Below are 17,366 nucleotides of genomic sequence, written 5' to 3'. Positions count from 1 at the left end.
TATGAATGCAATTAGTTCAGAACTCATAGGTTTAGTGGATGGAAGAAGTGTTTCATATAATATAACAAGAGACATTTCACTGATTGTTACGCTGATGTCTCTTAATGCAAGGCCAGCTCTTGTTGCAGAGCTCTTTCCTTATATCAAAATTGGACGCTATAAAGAAATAAAAAGGGAAGTAGACACTATTTCTTCTAAGCCATTTGAGTTCAAGAAAATTGCAAATTCGGTTGGTTATGGATGGGTTGATTCAAACCGCGAAGGCTTTTTGATAGCGAATCTGCTATTTAATGAAGCTAAAGTTCTGTACCCTAATTTTGATTTTGATAATGACAATGTTTTTGCAGATATGCTTGTTAATGTTTGTATAAGCTTTAATAAGCGCTTCCAAGATTTGGTCGACCCAATTGACATTAATCAAGTGAATTCATTGTTTTGTGGAATTTCTAAGCAGGACTTATACCCCAACAGATGCTCATGTGGCCGCTTTTATTTAAGAACAACCCAAAGTTTCACTTCTTCTTGTCCTTGGTGTCGTTGTGGTGTTAATCCTAAATCAGTGAAAACAATCAAACTTAAAAAAGTAAATCTTCATCATTTCGTTCAAGAGCAATCAGTTCGAGTACAACACACGCAAGTAGCTAAAATTTCGTAGGTTGAAAGGAATGAGATTCTATTTAAGTTTAATCATTGTAGCATTGGGAGTCATGAATGCAGGTTTTGTGTCTGCTAGAAGCTCACCGTTTTCTGGAACAGAAAAACCTAGTAGAGGATGGCACTTTTACGAAGATCCTGAGCTTGTAGATGAGGAAAAGCAAGAAGTTCCAAAGGCGCAGCCTCCTTCTGCACAGCCAAATGATAAGAAACAACCAGAAATGGTTGAAATTAATTCAGCGTGGTTGAAAGAAAACCTTCCTAAATTACTCAATACAGCTATTGATGATCCTAGTACAGAGAACATTTCAAACTATTATTACGCACAGCGTTTAGCTATCGACAAAGCGAATGCATTTAGCGATCAAACAAAAGAATTCTTTATGTTTGAAGAGCAACTTTCTGAGAGTAACCGCCGACCAAATTCAAGTAATGCGTTATTTGCTCATAAAGTAAAAACAAATAAAGATAAAGCCAAAGTGTTCAATTCTTTATTTGATAAAGCTGGGCTGTGGATGTTCTATCGTTCTGACTGCCCGTATTGTCACCAACAATTTCCTGCGATGGAGTCCTTAGCTAAGATTATGGGGGTTGATGTGTTAGCAATCTCAATGGATGGCATTCTTTTAGATAAAGAGTTCCCGGGAGTTAAGCATGTGATCGACCCTAACATGACTTTGTCTCGAAAGTTTCAAGTGAACATTACCCCTACAACAATGCTTGTCTCAAATGATGGTCAGCACTTTCAAACAATTAAATATGGCATGGCATCAGGTAGTGAACTTGTTCAAAGAGCACTCTATGCAGCAAAACGGATGAACCTCATTAGTGAAGAGCAATTCGTTAAAACACAAGAAGTAAAAGATATTCTTGTGTCAAAGGAGCCTTTAGTAGTTGAAAAGCAAAAGTTAGAAGACAACCCTTCAATTCTATCTGACCTACTCAGAAAACGGCTTAATGAGATTAACCTTTCAACGACATCAAAGGCTCAGTAATGTTTAAAATTAATAAATTAAGAGTGCTAATTGCACTTAGCGCTTTGTCTCCATCAATTCATGCTTCAACTGTGATGGAAGATGTCTTTACTGAAGCTGTAACATTTCAAACGACAACTGCTACTTCATTCAGTACACCAACAAGAAACGGTATAAGTTTTGGTGGGGCTTCTTACAGAGTAAAAGGGATAAGAGCGAATGTCGTTAATTTTCAACCTCCGAAAATATCTGGAGGCTGTGGTGGCATCGACTTTTTTGCTGGAAGCTTTAGTTTAATAAACTCCGACCAATTAGTGCAAATGGGAAGGGCGATTGCACAAGGTGTACCATCATACGCCTTTAACTTGGCTTTAACTTCAGTTTGTCCCTCATGTAGTAAGTTAATGTCAGACCTTCAAACAAAACTTGATGAATTTAATCAAATGACAGCTAATGGCTGCGAAAAGGCTGTTGGATATTTGGGAGATCTGAAATTAGATGACGGCACAAATGCAGTCGATACTTTCAAGAGCTCAGTGCAGTTTGGTGCTTTAGAAGGGCTCGCAAATGATGCTTCAGGTTGGTTAACAGATAGAGGTGAGGCAAACGCTACGAAAGGCGATACAGATAATACAGCTGTTAAAGCAGAAAAAAATGGTGTCGAAGTAGAAGTTAATACAGCTCATCATATTCTAGTGAATGCAAATGTCAGTGCATATACCCATTCCTCAATCTCAGGTTTGGGTGGAGCAAACTTAAAAGACCTGATCATGTCGTTAACCGGTACAACAATTTCTAGAAAGTCTGGAAGCACAAGCTCGACCGATACCGGGATTGATGTAATAACTAAACCTGCAACTGTCTCATTAAGAGGTATTTTCGAAGAGTCTGATACAGGCTCAATTAGAGTAATGAAGTGTGAAAGCACAGATCCAAATTGTTTAAACCCTATTGAACAAACTATCTCAAGCAGAGGCTTGAAGTACATTTTTGATGATATAGCAGAAAAGCTCGTTGCCAAAATTGATAAAAGACTGAATGTAGCTCAGACGGCAGATGAAATAGCACTACAAGCTATTGCAGATTTAAATGCTACAGAGTTAGTTAGCGCTTTAAAAAGTCCTCGGTTGGCCGCAAAGACATTATCATTAACAGCTCAGGAAGCTGTAGCTCAGCAAATAATAACGGTACTTCAGGAAGTGCTTCATAACATCAAGTCAAATTCATCTGTAGGTGTATCACTAAAAGGGGCTGTTGCTAAACCATATATCGAATCACTGGATAAGCTCAATGATGATCTTGATAAAATGCGATACAAAATAGGTGAAGATTTGAAGTTGGTTGCTACGCCATATGCGGTTACCCAGGCAATGAAGTAATTTAAAATTAATGTTCATGTATGATTAAGTTGTTGTGTCAAAGCGCCTTAACAAACAAATATATGAAAAATTTGTTTGTTAAGGCCTTTTTATTGAAGATTGCAAAGAGGGTACCCATTAAAAGTACGCTTAGAAAAATAGGCGAGTTAAATCAATACAGTGAAGGCGAAATATGGCGGAATTTAAGAAACTTAGAAGCTTTTGGAATATGGTGATAGTTGTTATAGGTATAATTTATCTTTTGCATACCTACGTCACAAATAGGGTTGTTGCTCTTCTCAGTGATGGTACCCCAAATACAACATTAGTTTTACGAGGCTGTACATCAGTTGAATGTCATATCAAAGGTACATTAAGAACAGATCCAATATCCTTGGAAAGCTACATTTTGAAAAGTGATGGAACAAAGCTTTATTTTAATCACGATGAAATTTCAAGTTTGTCATGGCCAGTTATAGATGCCAATTCTGAATAAGCTTTTGTAATCTTACTATTCTGGTTAGAGACAGTATATAAGCGCTCTAACAAGGTAATGCTAGCCGAGTTTGAATATTTTAATGATACTGTATTTTGTTTGGTGCTAAATGATCCAGTAATTCCCAGCTGGCTCTTTATTTCATTATGAGCCCATTCGATGAACTGTTTTGAACCACTACATAAGCCAATACAAAAGCATTTATTATTTCTTTGGTAATATTTTCTAACCTATCCATCACCTTCAATATAGCCTGCAATAAATGCCAGTACATTAGATGATTGAGAGAATTTAGATGGGCTTAGAGTTAAACTTTTCTTACGTACAATGCCAAATTGTTTTAGTGATTTAGCAATTACCTTAGAGATAAATCTAACTTCAACCATAACCGCGTTACTTGCAGAAAACCGGTAACTTAAGGTGTTACCAAAATCTAAACCAAATCAACTAAATTCGTACTTTTAATGCATACTGCCAACTTTGTTTTAAAACTATCAAATTCTTCAACCGTCTTCGGCTGGTGTGTTTTTTCTTCGTGATGTTTCCCCGAAATAGCAGTATTAATTTTGTCTTCCAAAATTTTTATATTAAAAGGTTTTACAACATACTCATCCACCCCCATTGAAACAGCAAGCTCAACAAGTTCATGTTCAAGAATCCCTGATACAATGACAAACTGAATATAGCTACCATCGTCTTTGGCACGTACTTTTTTTAGTAGACTCAGTGCATCCTTTTTATCTGGATACCAATCACATATTATTAAATCAGGCTCGGTCTGCTTTTAGCTTACTCCAAGCTACATCAACACTTTTATACAAATGGATGTCACTAGACTGCAACTCATGGAGTATAGAAAGCAAAATCCATTCATTTCTGGATTTTGCTCTATTAGGAATATTTTAATATTTTTGGAAGCTACCAATTGAGAACCCTATCGATTAATCACTATATTTCCTGTTAGGATAATAGTGTATTAAAAAAGCTTTAGTTGTAATACCTTAAAACTGAAGGTTAGTTTAAATTTAACTCTTAACCAATGCGCATACATATATGAATTTAAAATCAAACACCAATGAAATTTTGGAAGACTTGTCGCACAACTTGCCAGCGGCAGTATTTACTTACAATGTCGATGAACAAGGCTATGATAATATTCAATATATTAGTGATGCATGCGAAGCTATCTGGGGGGTGCCTCCAGAAAAAGTATTGAATAACGCACAGGTTATCTGGGACTTAATTCACCCAGAAGACATTAAAAAGATGACGAGTTCGATTCAACATTCTGCTAATAATATGTCGAAGTGGGAATGTGAGTGGCGAATAACGCCGTATAACAGTACCGATACTAAATGGTTGCGTGGTTACGGAACACCTAGAAAAGGTGAAGGTGGGGTTATAACTTGGAATAGTGTCATTTTGGATGTGACTAATGAACATGAGTTACGAATTGCAGAAAGCGATGCGTTAAAGCACACGATAAATGTGCTAATCGCTGCACTAGAAGCTAGAGACCCATATACCGCTGGACATGGAAGAAGTGTGGCTTATATAGCAGAAGCCATTGGTAAAAAATTAAATTTACCGGCTGAGCAAATAGAAGGGATATCTATTGGTGGCTTAATACATGACGTGGGAAAAATCAGCACTCCTGCTGAAATATTAACTAAACCCACTACATTGTTAGAAGAAGAATACGCTTTAATTAAACTACACCCAATAACAGGCAGTAAATTTTTTCATAATGTAAACTTTAAGTGGCCAATTAAAGAAATAGTAGAGCAGCACCATGAACGCTTAGACGGCTCTGGCTACCCGAAAGGGTTAAAAGAAAATGATATAATTTTCGAAGCTCGTGTTGTAGCTGTTGCAGACGTGCTTGATTCAATGGCGAGCAATAGGCCATACCGCTTTGCTCCGGGAATTGACAAAGCAATTGAAATATTAAAACAAGGCAGTGGTTCAAAATTTGACATAACTATTGTAAACGCGGCGATTGAATTAATTAACTCTGGTGAACTTATGTTTAAGAATAGTTAGTAACCAGTTTTAATAATGAAATAAGTTATAACAGACGTTTTAAGTTAAGTAAGATTGATATCCGCACCTAGCTCGAATCTGGTGGTAGAGTATTTACGTTAACTTACAATGGGGCATTTTCGATTTAGGAATGGCTGCGTATCGATTGCGATCGCTGCCATTTTAGTATGATAAAGTACTCTCTCACAGGTGTATAATAAATATAAGAATTTATTCATTCATTACATATAGTCTTTTGATTAAATAATTGTAATGTTCAGCTTCACTTGTTGATCTGATACAACTCTTTAATGGTGAGATCTTACAAGGCTCATCACCGAATACAATGATAGGTACATGGCCATAAAACATAACCGTGTTAGTGTCATCAGTGAAAGAGACGTTCAGCTTAGGTGTAATTGGCAAAGGTCTTTTCACCTTGATAATTTCGCCTGGTTTTGATTTTACTAATTCAATTTCTTTTTCAACCCATGGCGCCCATTCAGATCTAGTTTTGCCTGAAGGAGGGTTATCTTTACTGCCGGCTAAATAAGTAAGAAACTCATCTTTGTTAATAGTTCTCATACTGTTTTTGTTACACCAAGTGAAACCAACTCGTTTAACAGGGCCACCAGCAACTTTGATCAGCCTGTATATTTGTAAGGTAATAGCGTTAGGGCAAACTGACTGTATTAGCTCTCGCTTTTGACCTTGATTAAGTTTGCTGCTGTTGATGAGCTCTTTTATTATCACTTTTTGTAAATTACATGCATCGACCAGCTGTGAAGCTGATTGATAATGAATTGGCGCCAATTGGATAAAGCCAGGTAGTCTAAAAGGGTATTTAGGTGAGTGGTTATAATCTGGCGTAAACCGGGCAAAAGAACCTGTGGCCATACTTAATGCAGTAAAGCCGGTATGCTTTTCAGGGGTTACTAATTCCCAACCACTAGTATCGGACATGTCACCAGCTGAAGCTGGTAACTTATAGCATTCAGCATGAACCACCTCACATTCATGAAGGAATTGGTTAAGTGCTTCAGTCGCACTAACTAATTGGTTAAATGCAAACTCAACATCATTATATAAAGACATAGGTAATTCACTTAAGCGGTTATTTTCTATACCATCATACCATTTATTGTATATAAAGCACACACCTCAGCATCTGCGTTTTTGTCCTTTATTTTAATTTTTCTTTTATTTATTTTTATCTTCTTAAAGTAGGGCGCAACCAATCGGGGCTATTCAATGGCACTAAGGGTGGGTGAGTATTGATTAAAGATATTAGTATGATGGTATAGATATGGGTTTATCTGATGTAGGAGAGGAATAAAGTTTCATACTGGCTGTCTTGAGAATCCTGATTTATCGATCCCATTCAAACACACTTTTGGGCAAAAGCTAGTTAGAGGCGAAGGACGGCTCTATATCATTTCATAAGGTGGTAACGCTTTTATTAGTACTCGACGCTCTAAGGCTTAAGCTGAGTTTACTTGTTAGAAATTGTACTATTTTTAACATCCTCTACTAACTTAGGAACCATTTGTTCGAGTTTAGTTGAGCGCCTATATCCAAATTACCTTTCTCTGCTATCACCTCAATATCAGAGAATAACTCTCTTAATTTGTTAGCGCTTATTTCACCACACATCTCTTTTAACGCATGCGCTATTTGAAGGACTTCTTCACTATTCCCTTGTTTGTGTTGCTCCTAACGAACCATCCGGCTGTACATAAAGAAGCTTATTTGGTGAATCGCCTGCACCTAACTTTGCATCCGGTACAATTTTGCCTGTCTTGGTAAGTGGGTTTATTTCATCCCAATAAACGAGCCTATCAACCTCGATTTTCTGAATGGCATCTGCGTGCCACAAAATATTAACAGAGTCAGACCATTGCTCATACAAATCAAAAGAACTAGGGTCTGCTGCTGCTTTTTGCAAACTGCGGCACTAACCATAGGTAAAAACTCAATGTTTATACCTAGTTCGCGCATTGCTCTTTGTTTAAGCTCTTCTTGCAACGTAACATGTGTTCCCATTACACGAAGGGTTACTTTGTTTTTTGCAAAACATAAGGGGCTTTAAACGCAAGTGTTGATGCCGCAGCACCAACACCGAGTGTTTTTAGAAAATCTCGACGCTTTTGGGAATGTTCCATTGTATTTCTTGGTAAGTTAACAATTTCCAAAGTATAGGCTATGCTCCTGATGTTTCTACAAAAAGCAGTAAGAAAAGCCTAAATCAATCACAAAAACTAAGCCTAAAACAGTTTCGCCCATCACTTTTAGCCGCATAAAGCGCTTTATCTGCGCAATTAATTAGCTCATCAAAGCTCACCTTATTTTGATGCTCATAGATAACCCCACCGATACTGACTGTCGCGCGGCCCCAAATAGACTTAACATGCGGGATATTAATCGTCTCAAGCTCAGTTGATATACGGTCACATATGAATTTAACACCTTCGAAGTCAGTGTATGGCAGTATGATAAGAAACTCCTCGCCACCATATCGTATTGCTATATCTTGAGGTCGTTGAATAGAACGCTCAATAACATCAGCAATTAGTTTCAGGCAAGCATCTCCTTGCGGGTGCCCGTATTGATCGTTGTATAACTTAAAGAAATCTAGATCAAGCATTAGCAAACTGAACGGTTTCTTCTCTCTTGAAGTTTGTTTAAAAACATTAGCAACTTCAAGGTCTAAATAGTGCCGATTAAATAAGCCGGTCAATGGATCTTTATAGGTAAGCTCTATTAGTTTTTCTAATCGAAGCTTATTCTCTAAGTGATTTTTTGTACGATGTATCAACGTGGATGCTGTGATGGGTTTACCAATAAAATCGGTAGCTCCGGCTACCCAGCATGCATTTTGACACTCTGTATCGTAAGTCGAAGTGATGAAAATTATTGGGATATTTTCGAATGTAGCTTTAGCCTTAAGTCGCCTACAAATATCCAGACCACTTATATCCGGTAAATTAATATCTAGTAAAATCAAATCTGGAAGTAAGTCCTCACAGGCTTCTAAAACAGCCTGACCAGAAGAGTATGCATCCACGGAAAAATGATCTTCTAAAATAACACCTAGACTTAACCTGACCATCTCATCGTCATCAACAATGAATACTTTACATTGTGATAATGGTTTTAAATTTAAGGACATAATATTCCTTCAGCTTTACTGGTTTGAATTAGTTTATCAGCGTTGTCGAAGCTCAATGGCTTACTAAATAAATAACCTTGGCCTATTTGACAGCCAAGCTCTTGCAATCGATCTTTTTGCTGTAAAGTTTCAATCCCTTCAGCCACAATTTGGAACTTTAAAGAATGAGCTAGTTCAATTATAGTCGTTACAATATTGAGAGCTTGCTCATCGTTAAGCATATCGCGTACAAAAGACTGATCTATTTTTAGTACATCTATTGGGAACAATCTTAAGTATGAAAGACTGGAATATCCAGTTCCAAAGTCGTCAAGAGAAATACTGACCCCCATGCCAGAGATAAGCTTTAATTGACTTACAGTATAATCAAAGTTTTCAATCAACGCAGACTCTGTCACTTCTAACTCTAAATAACGACTTGGTAATTGGGTTCTTTCAAGAATTTCGGCGACAGTATTTACAAGTTTAGTATCTGAGAATTGTTTAGCAGATATATTTACTGCTACTTTAATAGGTAGACCTTTATCAAGCCAAGTTTTCGCTGCAATACAGCTCTTTTCAAGAACTTGTTCTCCTAAGCGAAAAATAAGCCCCGTTTCTTCTGCATATTCAATAAAGTGAACAGGAGAAATAAAGCCACCTTGTCCATCTTTTAAACGAACTAAGCTTTCTACACCAACTAGTGTGCCAGTGTTTAAATCATATTTAGGTTGATAATGAACTTCGAGATCATTTTCATCTAATGCTTTTCTAAGTTTATTTCCAACCTCAAGACGCCTATTCATTTCAACCTGTAAATCATCACTAAAATAGAAGTAACTGTTTGCAGATTCGTTTTTTGCTTTATACATTGCAGAATATGCATGACGAAGCATTTCTTCTACACTTGAAGCGTCATCAGGGTACACACTTATACCTAAACTTGCTGAAAGAACATGCTGTTCACCACCTGACCTGAAAGGCTTACCAATAACATTAAGAACCTGATTAACCAGTGGCTCTAAACTTAAATAATTAGCCGAGTGAGAAACAACAAGTGCAAATTCATCTCCCCCAACACGTGCGACTGTAATATCGTTACATGCGAATCGGTCCAAGCTGTGACCAATATGTGCAATAATCTCATCACCGACATGATGTCCTAAGGCATCATTAATAAACTTAAACTTATTTAGATCAAGTAACATCAAGCTTAACTTAGTGCCATTAAAAGCAGCCCTAGCAATCCCCTGCGTGAGCCTATCGTGAAGTAATACTCGATTTGGTAATGATGTTAATTGGTCATGATGTTATAGATATGTCATCTGCATCGACATAGCTAAGGCTTCGCTCACATCTTGAAATACCATAACAGCGCCGCATTGATTATGGTTTTTATCAAGAATTGGAGCTGCGCTATCTTCAACTCGATGTTCAATTCCTTGCTTACTAATCAATTGCGTATTTAAAGCCATGGCGACAGGTCTATTTTCTTTTAAAGCTACAGATAAAGGATTAATGGACGGTTTTTTAGTTGTCGCGTCGCATAACTTCATGACTTCTTCAATATGGCGACCTTTTGCTGCAGTTTGTGACCACCCTGTTAGCCTTTGTGCTACAGGGTTCATGTACACAATATTTGCGTTTTTATCAGTAGAAATAATTGCATCTGCAATCGAATCTATCGTAATTCTCAACTGCTCTTTTTCAGCAAATAGTTCTTCTTGTGTTTGCTGTAATACCTTTTCTTGCGTTCTGATTTTTATATGATTTTCAATACGAATTCGACAGAGTCTGAGGTTTAGCGGTTTAGAAATACAGTCTATCGCGCCTAAAGATAAGGCTTTTTCTTCAATCGCAGGATCGCTTTGAGACGTAATAACAACAGTTCTAGTTTGTGCCAAAGTAGGCTTTTGCTGTATCACTTCTAAAATGTCAAAACCACTGACTTTAGGCATTTCTAAATCAAGAATCAAAATGTCTGGTTTAATTTTTTCAATAAGCAGTATTGCTTCAGAGCTATTGTTAGAAGTTGAAATATCTCCAATTCCTTCTAAAGCATGCTCCAGCTGTAAGGTATTAATTTCTTCATCATCAATGATTAGAACACTGCAATTGTCCATTTAGATTTCCTACAATACTTTGAACCTACTAACAATAACGCTAAAACAGTATGTTTGCGACACACTTTTTCATTAGTCTTAAAATATTTTTTTTGTTTTCTAAGTAGTTTTTGAGATTGATTTACTTTGCCCGAAAAACAGCACATTCAGAGAATAAGAAAATAATAAAGTCGCATTCACCTTCAACAACTTCTAACTTAGAGCTAAAGAAGTTAAAGAAAGAAGCAGATTTCACAAAGTCTTCGCTCAAAACAGAGCTAAACAATATTTAGGTTAACTCCTTTTAGGGCATAACGTTTTATAAATGGCAGCGTACTCTGTGTGATTCAAGCTAAAAATTAAGTATGAAACTTTGTTCTACTCACATATCTGCTTTTTTATTAAATTCGTAATACAGTTATAATTTTATAGGTGACATTTCATCTGAAGGTCGATTTCGAGGGGTGGACTCGAAGCCCTTAAATGGGGTAATTGAATTATTAATGGCTACAATGTGGCAAAGACAGTTTGATACTTTTAAAAAGGGGGGAGTAGTATTAAAAAGCGCTAAAGAAAGAGTTTTATCTGAGCCAATATTTTTTACAAAACTAGATTCTTTATCTAATTTAAAGCTTTTAGCTACATTACCTTCTGGGCCTCCAGCACCATTAAAACCAATTTCTATAACGTAATACTCTTTAATCTTTACCGTCTTATTTTAGTTTAATCACTTTTTTATTATTGAACCACAAAGTTGGCCATCACGCTCAGAGTAAGAAAATTTAAAATTTTGAAACTCAGTAGATACCACTTTTATATTCTCAAGTTCAGCTGAGTAAGTGTCATTCAATAGTTTTTCCTCTCCACTTATAGTGTTTAAGGCCGCATACGTAGTAAGCAGATCCACTTTTATATGTTTTTCGGTTGCAGTTCTATCATATGATAATGGATAACATGCAGTATTATCCCCAGGGATAATTGCTGTAGCTTCGCTAGATAAGCACGCTAAGATTATTGATATTAGTGCTGTACTATTTTGCATTGTAAGTCTTCCGCATCGAGCATTTAAATCTAAGCTATCACACTCTTTAAATCGCGCTATTTTCCAGAATTAAATAATTTAACTGGGCCGAAACAGACAGTTCCTTGCTTTGAGCTCAATAGAATCAATATCAAAGTAATAATTAAGGGAGTGTAAAATTCAAGCGGCAAAGTCATACCGTATCGAAAGTATGAATTCAAGCTGCAACTTACAATAGATAATGAAATACAAAGTGAAATGTAAAATAACCCCCGTACTGGGCTTTGCTTTTTTTTAATGAGTAACATTTGAACCTCCAATTATCATCACTCAATGATAAATTTCAATGGAACATATTAAGTTTATTTTTAATTAAAATTTCACTTTTTTAAGCCAAATAGATTTGAAAGTGTAAGCTTGCTGAAAAAAGACTGCCAGAAATTATAACTTTAATGAAGCTAATGGCGTTTTTAGTACTATTTTCGCCACACTATGACTCCTTCTCATCTAAACAGATGTAAATTTTTCTCCTCAAATACGCAGGCAAAAGATAACAGTTGGTCATATAAAAGCAATAATAAAGGACTATTGCTGGTAAACTCTCAGTACATTATTATTAAATTCGATGTAGTAGTTAGAGTTGGATGTTTGTATGGGAGCTTCGCCTATAGCCTTAATGAGCTTATTATTCTGCTTCATATTTTGGGTGATTTCTTTAGCTGTATTCTTAAAGCGTGAATTTATTCGTTCTCTTGCAATAGCGCAGCGCGTCAGAAAGTTGGTTCAAGAGTCGATTCAACTGGAGGTCTACATGAAAGGACTGCCAGTTAATGATGAGCGTTCTGCTGTCTTCCGTAGAATTCAAGAAATTAAAGCTGAACTTGCTGGAATAGAAGGCTTTCCTCAAAAGAGTAGTATTACCCCAGCCTATGCATCCAAGATAGAGCTCAAAAATGTTGTTAATTTAGCCAGCTACAAACGCAGAGCTTAATATGGAACATATAAATGCATTTGTAGTTTCTTATAACAAGTTATTTACTGCAGGAGCTAGTGACTTCTTTTTTAAATACTTGATGAGCTTTTCAGGCTTACTTTTTATGGTTTTCTGCCTAACTATCATTAAAGCCTACTTCAAAAAAACATCATTCTCACACATGTGTTTAGTAACATTCGTTACAATATCCTATTTATCAACAGATTACTTAATGGCTCTAGAGTACTTAAGAGAAGCGGGTGGTTTTATAGATGGTATAGTCAATATGTATTTGATGTTCTCTCTTTTTGATAGCATTACAGCGCTTATCATTGCCTTACTGTTTCCTTTTATAAGAAAGGGTAAAGGATACTCAGATGGTTCAGTAATCACAATGTGTATCTTTTTGATAAATTCAGTCTTGCACCTAATTTTGATGTTAAATTATATTACGCAAAATTCCCTTAACCCTTTTTTAGGCTTTTTTTACTCTATTACTGTAAATATAAACGACTTGATATTACTTTGTGCATTTCTAGCACCAACTTTTATTACTAAAGTAAAACTTCTTTTTACGGAAAAATTTCTTTTACGCCAGTCGGATTAAAAATGGCCAAGGTCTTTCTGGCCATTTTCTTGTTAATTTGATTTTGCCTAGGCTGATTTGGAGGGTTTGGCTTTAATTGTTAAAGCACCTTCTAATGACGTTTTAATCTTCTTAATAATTGTTGGAACAAAAGTAGGGTCAATAATTCCGTAATCAGCACTTTCTTCTAACGAACTTGCAACTACTTTATTTACTGTTTCAAGAAGCTCTTCAGGTCTAACATCTTCTAGACTTGAGTTTTCATTTATGTTCAGAAGAAGGTAGTCTAGGCTTACATTTTTTTTAATCGCAGTAGTTAAAATAAAATCCCATGGCATAGAAGGGCGGCTCAACCACATTTTCATAGTGCTCGCATTATGCCCTAAAGCTCGACGTCCATTCTCATCTTCAATTTCATGTAGCTCATCAACACCCCACACCTGTTTGCATCGTTCTAAAACTTGCGAGACGTATTTTTTCTTTGAGTCATCATCTAGATTTTTAAAGTATGTATCAGCCATGTTTGGTTGTTCTTATAAGATCACTAACTTATATTCTAACAAAAAAAGATAAATTTAAAATGAACAAATAAAATCATGTTGTTCCTTGTCACATCTTGTTATGTAATAAAACCCTATATATCAGTAAATTGCAGCCAATACAGACAACCAAGAACAAAATATTTGAGATTAAAACAAATTATTCAACACATCCTCAAATGCCTTTGAATCTTCATCTACAATATACATGGCAGTTGTAACTTCTTTAGAGTGGCCAAGAAGTTTACTAATTCTGCTTATCTTAACGCCTTTTTCATCGAGCCAAGTCGCGTATGATCGCCTTAGAGAATGGGGAGCAACAGTGTTATATTTTTTACAAAGTTCATAAATAGCGCTGCCAGTTAAAGGGTTACTATTTTCAACATCAATGTTTCCACTACGTGGCACTTTGACAAATAACGGACCTGGCTTTATACCTCGAACGTTCAACCAGTCTTCTAAAGCAATTTTTGTAACAGGGTGGATCGCAACATATCTTTCCTTATTACCTTTACCAATAATCTTCAAATACTGAGTATTTACTGTAACTCTATCTTCGTTACTAAGCTCTAAGACTAATGATGAAATATCTATTGTGGCCAACTCACTTCTTCTTAACCCGGTACCAATTAAAATATGAAAAAGCGCCAAATCTCTAAGCATTTTATTTCTATTAGTTGGGTTTGAGCTTGCTATTCTCTCCAAAAGCCCTTGGAAACTAGAACGAGAAATTACCTGATGTTTTTTAATTCTAGAGCCGGTTTCTCCTTTCACTTTTAGAATACCATCTAGCTGCAATCTAGAAATCTGCCCTAACAAATAGGCATGCTCACACACACCCTTTACAACGGATACATATAATGAAATCGTTTTTGGTGATAGTTCCTTGTCCTTTAGGTTATGGATAAGGCTATTCAAATCAGTTGAAGTAATTTCTGCCCAATTAATTTCATAAAAATCTGTGTAGCCGGTATGTTTTGCAATTGCTTGCAAACATCGAGTGACGGTCTCTTTGGATGTATCCGCCGCCAAAGAGTTAACATAATTAAATATCGGACATTTAGGATTTACATAAATCTCATTTAATTTTTGTTTAATCTTGGTAGCCGGTAATTGAGGCTGTTTTAAATCGACAATCTTTCCCAATCTGCTGTTCATAATTTAAATTCATACGAAAACATAAGCACTGTACATTTATACACCCTTACTTAACTTGTGTAAATGCCCATTTATGCAATTTATAAGTTATGTTAAATTGAGAATAAAATAATTTTTTGGGAAATTAGTACTCTATTAATTAAAAAATTCTTGGTAGAAGAGGGGGGATTTGCTTCCTAAATTTAGCAGGCAAAAGATAAAATTAAACACTGCATTTTACTTTTTAGCTTCATCTAATGGTTCGACGGCAAAATGGCGCGGGCAATCCCTATATTGATTTCCGCCACAATGCTCCTTGCCACTACAACGAAATCCACTTACTTCAAATCTATTGCCGTGTTGTCGTTAAAACACAAAGTGTTGCTGCACTTGATACTTTGTATTTCTTGGCTATAGCTATTTCTAATTACCGTGTCCAATTTCTCAATGTGATTCATCTCAGTAATATTAAATTCCATAGAACTTCCTTTTATGTGTCAGTTTATATCAGCTTACTCTGTAACCTTAATTTATACGTTGATCATACGAAACTTCATAAATGCCACTCCAATCATTTGGTAGGTTGCAAGAGTCGTCAATACGATTTGAAATTCCCTTATGTTGTCATCTGAAATACTTAGCTCAAGATTTAGATTGGCGTAAGTTAATGCAAAAGGTATCGAAAATATTAAAATACCACGCATTGAATTCTTAATATCTTGCCATGACGGAAGCATGCATTGAGCTATAGCTAAAACCACCAACCAGCGTAGAAAATACGAAACATAAGGGTATGGTTGAGTTGGCTCAGGGCCTATAAAATATATTGCAACTGCACCCAAGTACAAAGGCGCCATGCCAATGAGTAAATCAATAATTTTAGAACCAATTGAAGAGCCGTTCTTATATATAACATAGGCAGGTGGGGACATATTAAAATTTGGTATGAACTTACAGTGTACAATTTTCCTTAGGGTTAATCGGTCTATAAAATAATGAGCAGCTTCATGCAAAGGTATCCCAATCAAAAACAATATTTTTGAGAATTTGGTATTGCTTAGCTTTATGTATTCTCGCAATAAAATATTGAAAATAAGAAGAGGGTATTAGTAAGAGCATATTAATTTTCGAATCGAAAGATTAGTCCGATACTAACCAGTATCGGACTTAAGCAACTGATTTACAAGGATTACTTAAAGCTGCCAACTTTACTTGATAAGAAAAAAAAGCAATTATAAATTCACCAACCACTACAGCGAACAGCCATTTTATATTTTCTGTATCAAATTTAATGAAGTCCAAAAGAAATATAATTACTCCAATTAAAAACCAAATTAAGAACTGAGTTTTCATAATTCCCTCTCTAATTCATGAGCATCTTTGGCTTGAGCGATCATTTCAAGAGCGTCATTAATTTCGGTTAAAGTTTCTTTATCTATTAACGTTATTCGATCTAAATCTATTTTTCCCGGGTTGGATATCCAAGAGACATCATACTTAGCAAGCAATAATGATTGAGCAGACTTTAAGTTTTTCTCTGCTTCAGCAAAGCCTTTTGACAAATTTAGTTCCATATTAAATCCTTAGCTGAGCATGTTTCTTAAACACATCACCTGTTTTTGGGTTTATAAATAGGCCGTTCATTTCAGCTAAAGATTCTAAAGTGAAATCAGGATTGTTTTTTAGAATTGCGTTTCTTACATCTTCATTTTTTAAAAATACATCTGCAGGAATTGTGAATTGGTTTAAATTCATGGGCTCTACGATTGGCGTTTTTCCTAATTCAGAAATGATATCCATTGCCGATTTCAGCTCCGAGAAAATAGCAAAACCAATGTCATTCATTTCTTGTTTACTGGTCCCAACCCCATTTTTAATTAGCTCTGGATAAGGCATTAAAAATACATTTAAAGCCTTTTGAATTTGATTTTTAATATCTTTCAATGACATATGTAAAATACCAAGGTCGAATAACTACTTATAATTTACAGCTTGTTTCTAATTAAAAGGCGGGAAAAAGAGCAAATTTTAAATTTAATCTATTTTTTAAAATGTTTCTGGTCGAAGTGTTTTTAAACCAAGTCCAATTTTTAAAATTGGACTTGGCGAAAGGCGTTATGGTGAAACTGATTCGGTTTTGGTGCACTCCTCCCCTTCTAGGTTCCAACCTGTAGGGCAAGTATTGATACTTGGAACTTCTTCAGTTTTACTACACTGATCCCCTGATAAAATATAATCTGTTGGGCAAGAGTAAGTTACAGCGGTAGATGTGGAGCTAACGCAGCTAGTGCCACTTAGTGAGCCACCAGCCGGACATGAGTAAACTAAACTCGCTGAATACTTTTGATAACATATT

General features: G+C 35.8%; 22 protein-coding genes and 1 pseudogene. 8 read left to right on the top strand and 15 right to left on the bottom strand.

Annotation, left to right across the window (positions count from 1 at the left end; translation table 11 throughout):
- Position 1 precedes the first annotated feature (1 nt).
- The 4 genes from CWB80_RS02190 (at position 2) to CWB80_RS02175 (ending at position 3,482) form a co-directional block, all read left to right on the top strand.
- Complete coding sequence (locus tag CWB80_RS02190) at positions 2 to 655, top strand: hypothetical protein (protein WP_138602716.1); 654 nt, start codon at positions 2 to 4, stop codon at positions 653 to 655.
- A gap of 10 nt (positions 656 to 665) precedes the next feature.
- Entirely contained in the window at positions 666 to 1,649 is a 984-nt protein-coding gene (traF, locus tag CWB80_RS02185) for a conjugal transfer protein TraF (protein ID WP_138602718.1), read from the top strand.
- Entirely contained in the window at positions 1,649 to 3,007 is a 1,359-nt protein-coding gene (locus CWB80_RS02180; protein WP_138602720.1) for a conjugal transfer protein TraH, read from the top strand. The genes traF and CWB80_RS02180 overlap by 1 nt, the downstream gene beginning before the upstream one ends.
- 172 nt (positions 3,008 to 3,179) lie before the next feature.
- Complete coding sequence (locus CWB80_RS02175) at positions 3,180 to 3,482, top strand: hypothetical protein (RefSeq protein WP_055022328.1); 303 nt, start codon at positions 3,180 to 3,182, stop codon at positions 3,480 to 3,482.
- Between the two features lie 230 nt (positions 3,483 to 3,712).
- On the opposite strand, the gene CWB80_RS22455 is transcribed toward CWB80_RS02175, so the two are convergent.
- A complete protein-coding gene (locus CWB80_RS22455; protein ID WP_171041479.1) occupies positions 3,713 to 3,868 on the bottom strand; it encodes a hypothetical protein in 156 nt (51 codons plus the stop codon).
- Positions 3,869 to 4,535: 667 nt separating this feature from the next.
- On the opposite strand from CWB80_RS22455, the gene CWB80_RS02165 reads away from it, so the two are divergent.
- A complete protein-coding gene (locus CWB80_RS02165; protein WP_138602722.1) occupies positions 4,536 to 5,525 on the top strand; it encodes an HD domain-containing phosphohydrolase in 990 nt (329 codons plus the stop codon).
- 210 nt (positions 5,526 to 5,735) lie between these two features.
- Here CWB80_RS02165 and CWB80_RS02160 read toward each other — a convergent pair whose 3' ends face one another.
- The 6 genes and pseudogenes from CWB80_RS02160 to CWB80_RS22860 form a co-directional block, all read right to left on the bottom strand.
- Entirely contained in the window at positions 5,736 to 6,599 is an 864-nt protein-coding gene (locus CWB80_RS02160; protein WP_138602724.1) for a DNA replication terminus site-binding protein, read from the bottom strand.
- Between the two features lie 595 nt (positions 6,600 to 7,194).
- Positions 7,195 to 7,449, bottom strand: a complete 255-nt coding sequence (locus CWB80_RS23215) for a hypothetical protein (RefSeq protein ID WP_502704996.1) — start codon at positions 7,447 to 7,449, stop codon at positions 7,195 to 7,197.
- Between the two features lie 109 nt (positions 7,450 to 7,558).
- Positions 7,559 to 7,666 carry a twin-arginine translocation signal domain-containing protein gene (locus tag CWB80_RS23210; RefSeq protein ID WP_502704995.1) on the bottom strand — a complete coding sequence of 36 codons (108 nt, stop codon included), beginning with the start codon at positions 7,664 to 7,666 and terminating at the stop codon, positions 7,559 to 7,561.
- An 83-nt stretch (positions 7,667 to 7,749) separates the two neighbouring features.
- Positions 7,750 to 8,673, bottom strand: a complete 924-nt coding sequence (locus tag CWB80_RS02150) for a GGDEF domain-containing response regulator (RefSeq protein WP_138602726.1) — start codon at positions 8,671 to 8,673, stop codon at positions 7,750 to 7,752.
- Positions 8,664 to 9,950, bottom strand: a pseudogene (locus CWB80_RS23155) (putative bifunctional diguanylate cyclase/phosphodiesterase); the annotation flags it as partial. The gene CWB80_RS02150 and the pseudogene CWB80_RS23155, both read right to left, overlap by 10 nt.
- A gap of 12 nt (positions 9,951 to 9,962) precedes the next feature.
- Positions 9,963 to 10,775: a response regulator gene (locus CWB80_RS22860; RefSeq protein ID WP_249362492.1), complete on the bottom strand. Its 813-nt coding sequence runs from the start codon at positions 10,773 to 10,775 to the stop codon at positions 9,963 to 9,965.
- Between the two features lie 482 nt (positions 10,776 to 11,257).
- Between CWB80_RS22860 and CWB80_RS02140 the strand changes: the two genes are divergently transcribed.
- Positions 11,258 to 11,446: a hypothetical protein gene (locus CWB80_RS02140; RefSeq protein WP_138558944.1), complete on the top strand. Its 189-nt coding sequence runs from the start codon at positions 11,258 to 11,260 to the stop codon at positions 11,444 to 11,446.
- A 35-nt stretch (positions 11,447 to 11,481) separates the two neighbouring features.
- Here the strand turns inward: CWB80_RS02140 and CWB80_RS02135 are convergent, their stop codons facing one another.
- The gene (locus tag CWB80_RS02135; protein ID WP_138558943.1) at positions 11,482 to 11,796 is read right to left on the bottom strand and encodes a hypothetical protein; all 315 of its coding nucleotides are present in this window, start codon (positions 11,794 to 11,796) and stop codon (positions 11,482 to 11,484) included.
- A 631-nt stretch (positions 11,797 to 12,427) separates the two neighbouring features.
- On the opposite strand from CWB80_RS02135, the gene CWB80_RS02130 reads away from it, so the two are divergent.
- Both CWB80_RS02130 and CWB80_RS02125 read left to right on the top strand, forming a co-directional pair.
- The gene (locus tag CWB80_RS02130) at positions 12,428 to 12,766 is read left to right on the top strand and encodes a hypothetical protein (RefSeq protein ID WP_063529888.1); all 339 of its coding nucleotides are present in this window, start codon (positions 12,428 to 12,430) and stop codon (positions 12,764 to 12,766) included.
- 1 nt (position 12,767) lies between these two features.
- On the top strand, positions 12,768 to 13,355 hold the full coding sequence (locus CWB80_RS02125) for a hypothetical protein (protein WP_138602728.1): 588 nt from the start codon (positions 12,768 to 12,770) through the stop codon (positions 13,353 to 13,355).
- Positions 13,356 to 13,402: 47 nt separating this feature from the next.
- Here the strand turns inward: CWB80_RS02125 and CWB80_RS02120 are convergent, their stop codons facing one another.
- The 7 genes from CWB80_RS02120 to CWB80_RS22710 all read right to left on the bottom strand — a co-directional run.
- A complete protein-coding gene (locus tag CWB80_RS02120) occupies positions 13,403 to 13,855 on the bottom strand; it encodes a helix-turn-helix domain-containing protein (RefSeq protein ID WP_138602730.1) in 453 nt (150 codons plus the stop codon).
- A gap of 168 nt (positions 13,856 to 14,023) precedes the next feature.
- The gene (locus CWB80_RS02115; protein WP_138602732.1) at positions 14,024 to 15,031 is read right to left on the bottom strand and encodes a tyrosine-type recombinase/integrase; all 1,008 of its coding nucleotides are present in this window, start codon (positions 15,029 to 15,031) and stop codon (positions 14,024 to 14,026) included.
- A 509-nt stretch (positions 15,032 to 15,540) separates the two neighbouring features.
- The gene (locus CWB80_RS02110) at positions 15,541 to 16,023 is read right to left on the bottom strand and encodes a hypothetical protein (RefSeq protein WP_138602734.1); all 483 of its coding nucleotides are present in this window, start codon (positions 16,021 to 16,023) and stop codon (positions 15,541 to 15,543) included.
- Between the two features lie 154 nt (positions 16,024 to 16,177).
- Complete coding sequence (locus tag CWB80_RS02105) at positions 16,178 to 16,363, bottom strand: hypothetical protein (RefSeq protein ID WP_138602736.1); 186 nt, start codon at positions 16,361 to 16,363, stop codon at positions 16,178 to 16,180.
- A complete protein-coding gene (locus CWB80_RS02100) occupies positions 16,360 to 16,584 on the bottom strand; it encodes a hypothetical protein (RefSeq protein ID WP_138602738.1) in 225 nt (74 codons plus the stop codon). The genes CWB80_RS02105 and CWB80_RS02100 overlap by 4 nt, the downstream gene beginning before the upstream one ends.
- A gap of 1 nt (position 16,585) precedes the next feature.
- On the bottom strand, positions 16,586 to 16,960 hold the full coding sequence (locus tag CWB80_RS02095) for a hypothetical protein (protein ID WP_138602740.1): 375 nt from the start codon (positions 16,958 to 16,960) through the stop codon (positions 16,586 to 16,588).
- Positions 16,961 to 17,125: 165 nt separating this feature from the next.
- Positions 17,126 to 17,366 (bottom strand): hypothetical protein (locus CWB80_RS22710; protein ID WP_212751490.1); only part of this gene is annotated, 241 nt, incomplete at its 5' end.

Origin of the sequence: Pseudoalteromonas sp. S1650 (assembly GCF_005887195.1) — a bacterium.
Taxonomy (GTDB): domain Bacteria; phylum Pseudomonadota; class Gammaproteobacteria; order Enterobacterales; family Alteromonadaceae; genus Pseudoalteromonas; species Pseudoalteromonas simplex.
The sequence above is the reverse complement of the archived record's forward strand: the minus strand, read 5'-3'. Positions and strand labels throughout refer to the sequence as shown.

Excerpts from the sequence above, each read along its gene's own strand:
- CWB80_RS02190 (WP_138602716.1), top strand. The coding sequence starts at position 2 with ATGAATGCAATTAGTTCAGAACTCATAGGTTTAGTGGATGGAAGAAGT.
- traF (WP_138602718.1), top strand. The coding sequence starts at position 666 with ATGAGATTCTATTTAAGTTTAATCATTGTAGCATTGGGAGTCATGAAT.
- CWB80_RS02180 (WP_138602720.1), top strand. The coding sequence starts at position 1,649 with ATGTTTAAAATTAATAAATTAAGAGTGCTAATTGCACTTAGCGCTTTG.
- CWB80_RS02175 (WP_055022328.1), top strand. The coding sequence starts at position 3,180 with ATGGCGGAATTTAAGAAACTTAGAAGCTTTTGGAATATGGTGATAGTT.
- CWB80_RS22455 (WP_171041479.1), bottom strand. The coding sequence starts at position 3,868 with ATGGTTGAAGTTAGATTTATCTCTAAGGTAATTGCTAAATCACTAAAA.
- CWB80_RS02165 (WP_138602722.1), top strand. The coding sequence starts at position 4,536 with ATGAATTTAAAATCAAACACCAATGAAATTTTGGAAGACTTGTCGCAC.
- CWB80_RS02160 (WP_138602724.1), bottom strand. The coding sequence starts at position 6,599 with ATGTCTTTATATAATGATGTTGAGTTTGCATTTAACCAATTAGTTAGT.
- CWB80_RS23210 (WP_502704995.1), bottom strand. The coding sequence starts at position 7,666 with ATGGAACATTCCCAAAAGCGTCGAGATTTTCTAAAAACACTCGGTGTT.
- CWB80_RS02150 (WP_138602726.1), bottom strand. The coding sequence starts at position 8,673 with ATGTCCTTAAATTTAAAACCATTATCACAATGTAAAGTATTCATTGTT.
- CWB80_RS22860 (WP_249362492.1), bottom strand. The coding sequence starts at position 10,775 with ATGGACAATTGCAGTGTTCTAATCATTGATGATGAAGAAATTAATACC.
- CWB80_RS02140 (WP_138558944.1), top strand. The coding sequence starts at position 11,258 with ATGGCTACAATGTGGCAAAGACAGTTTGATACTTTTAAAAAGGGGGGA.
- CWB80_RS02135 (WP_138558943.1), bottom strand. The coding sequence starts at position 11,796 with ATGCAAAATAGTACAGCACTAATATCAATAATCTTAGCGTGCTTATCT.
- CWB80_RS02130 (WP_063529888.1), top strand. The coding sequence starts at position 12,428 with ATGGGAGCTTCGCCTATAGCCTTAATGAGCTTATTATTCTGCTTCATA.
- CWB80_RS02125 (WP_138602728.1), top strand. The coding sequence starts at position 12,768 with ATGGAACATATAAATGCATTTGTAGTTTCTTATAACAAGTTATTTACT.
- CWB80_RS02120 (WP_138602730.1), bottom strand. The coding sequence starts at position 13,855 with ATGGCTGATACATACTTTAAAAATCTAGATGATGACTCAAAGAAAAAA.
- CWB80_RS02115 (WP_138602732.1), bottom strand. The coding sequence starts at position 15,031 with ATGAACAGCAGATTGGGAAAGATTGTCGATTTAAAACAGCCTCAATTA.
- CWB80_RS02105 (WP_138602736.1), bottom strand. The coding sequence starts at position 16,363 with ATGAAAACTCAGTTCTTAATTTGGTTTTTAATTGGAGTAATTATATTT.
- CWB80_RS02100 (WP_138602738.1), bottom strand. The coding sequence starts at position 16,584 with ATGGAACTAAATTTGTCAAAAGGCTTTGCTGAAGCAGAGAAAAACTTA.
- CWB80_RS02095 (WP_138602740.1), bottom strand. The coding sequence starts at position 16,960 with ATGTCATTGAAAGATATTAAAAATCAAATTCAAAAGGCTTTAAATGTA.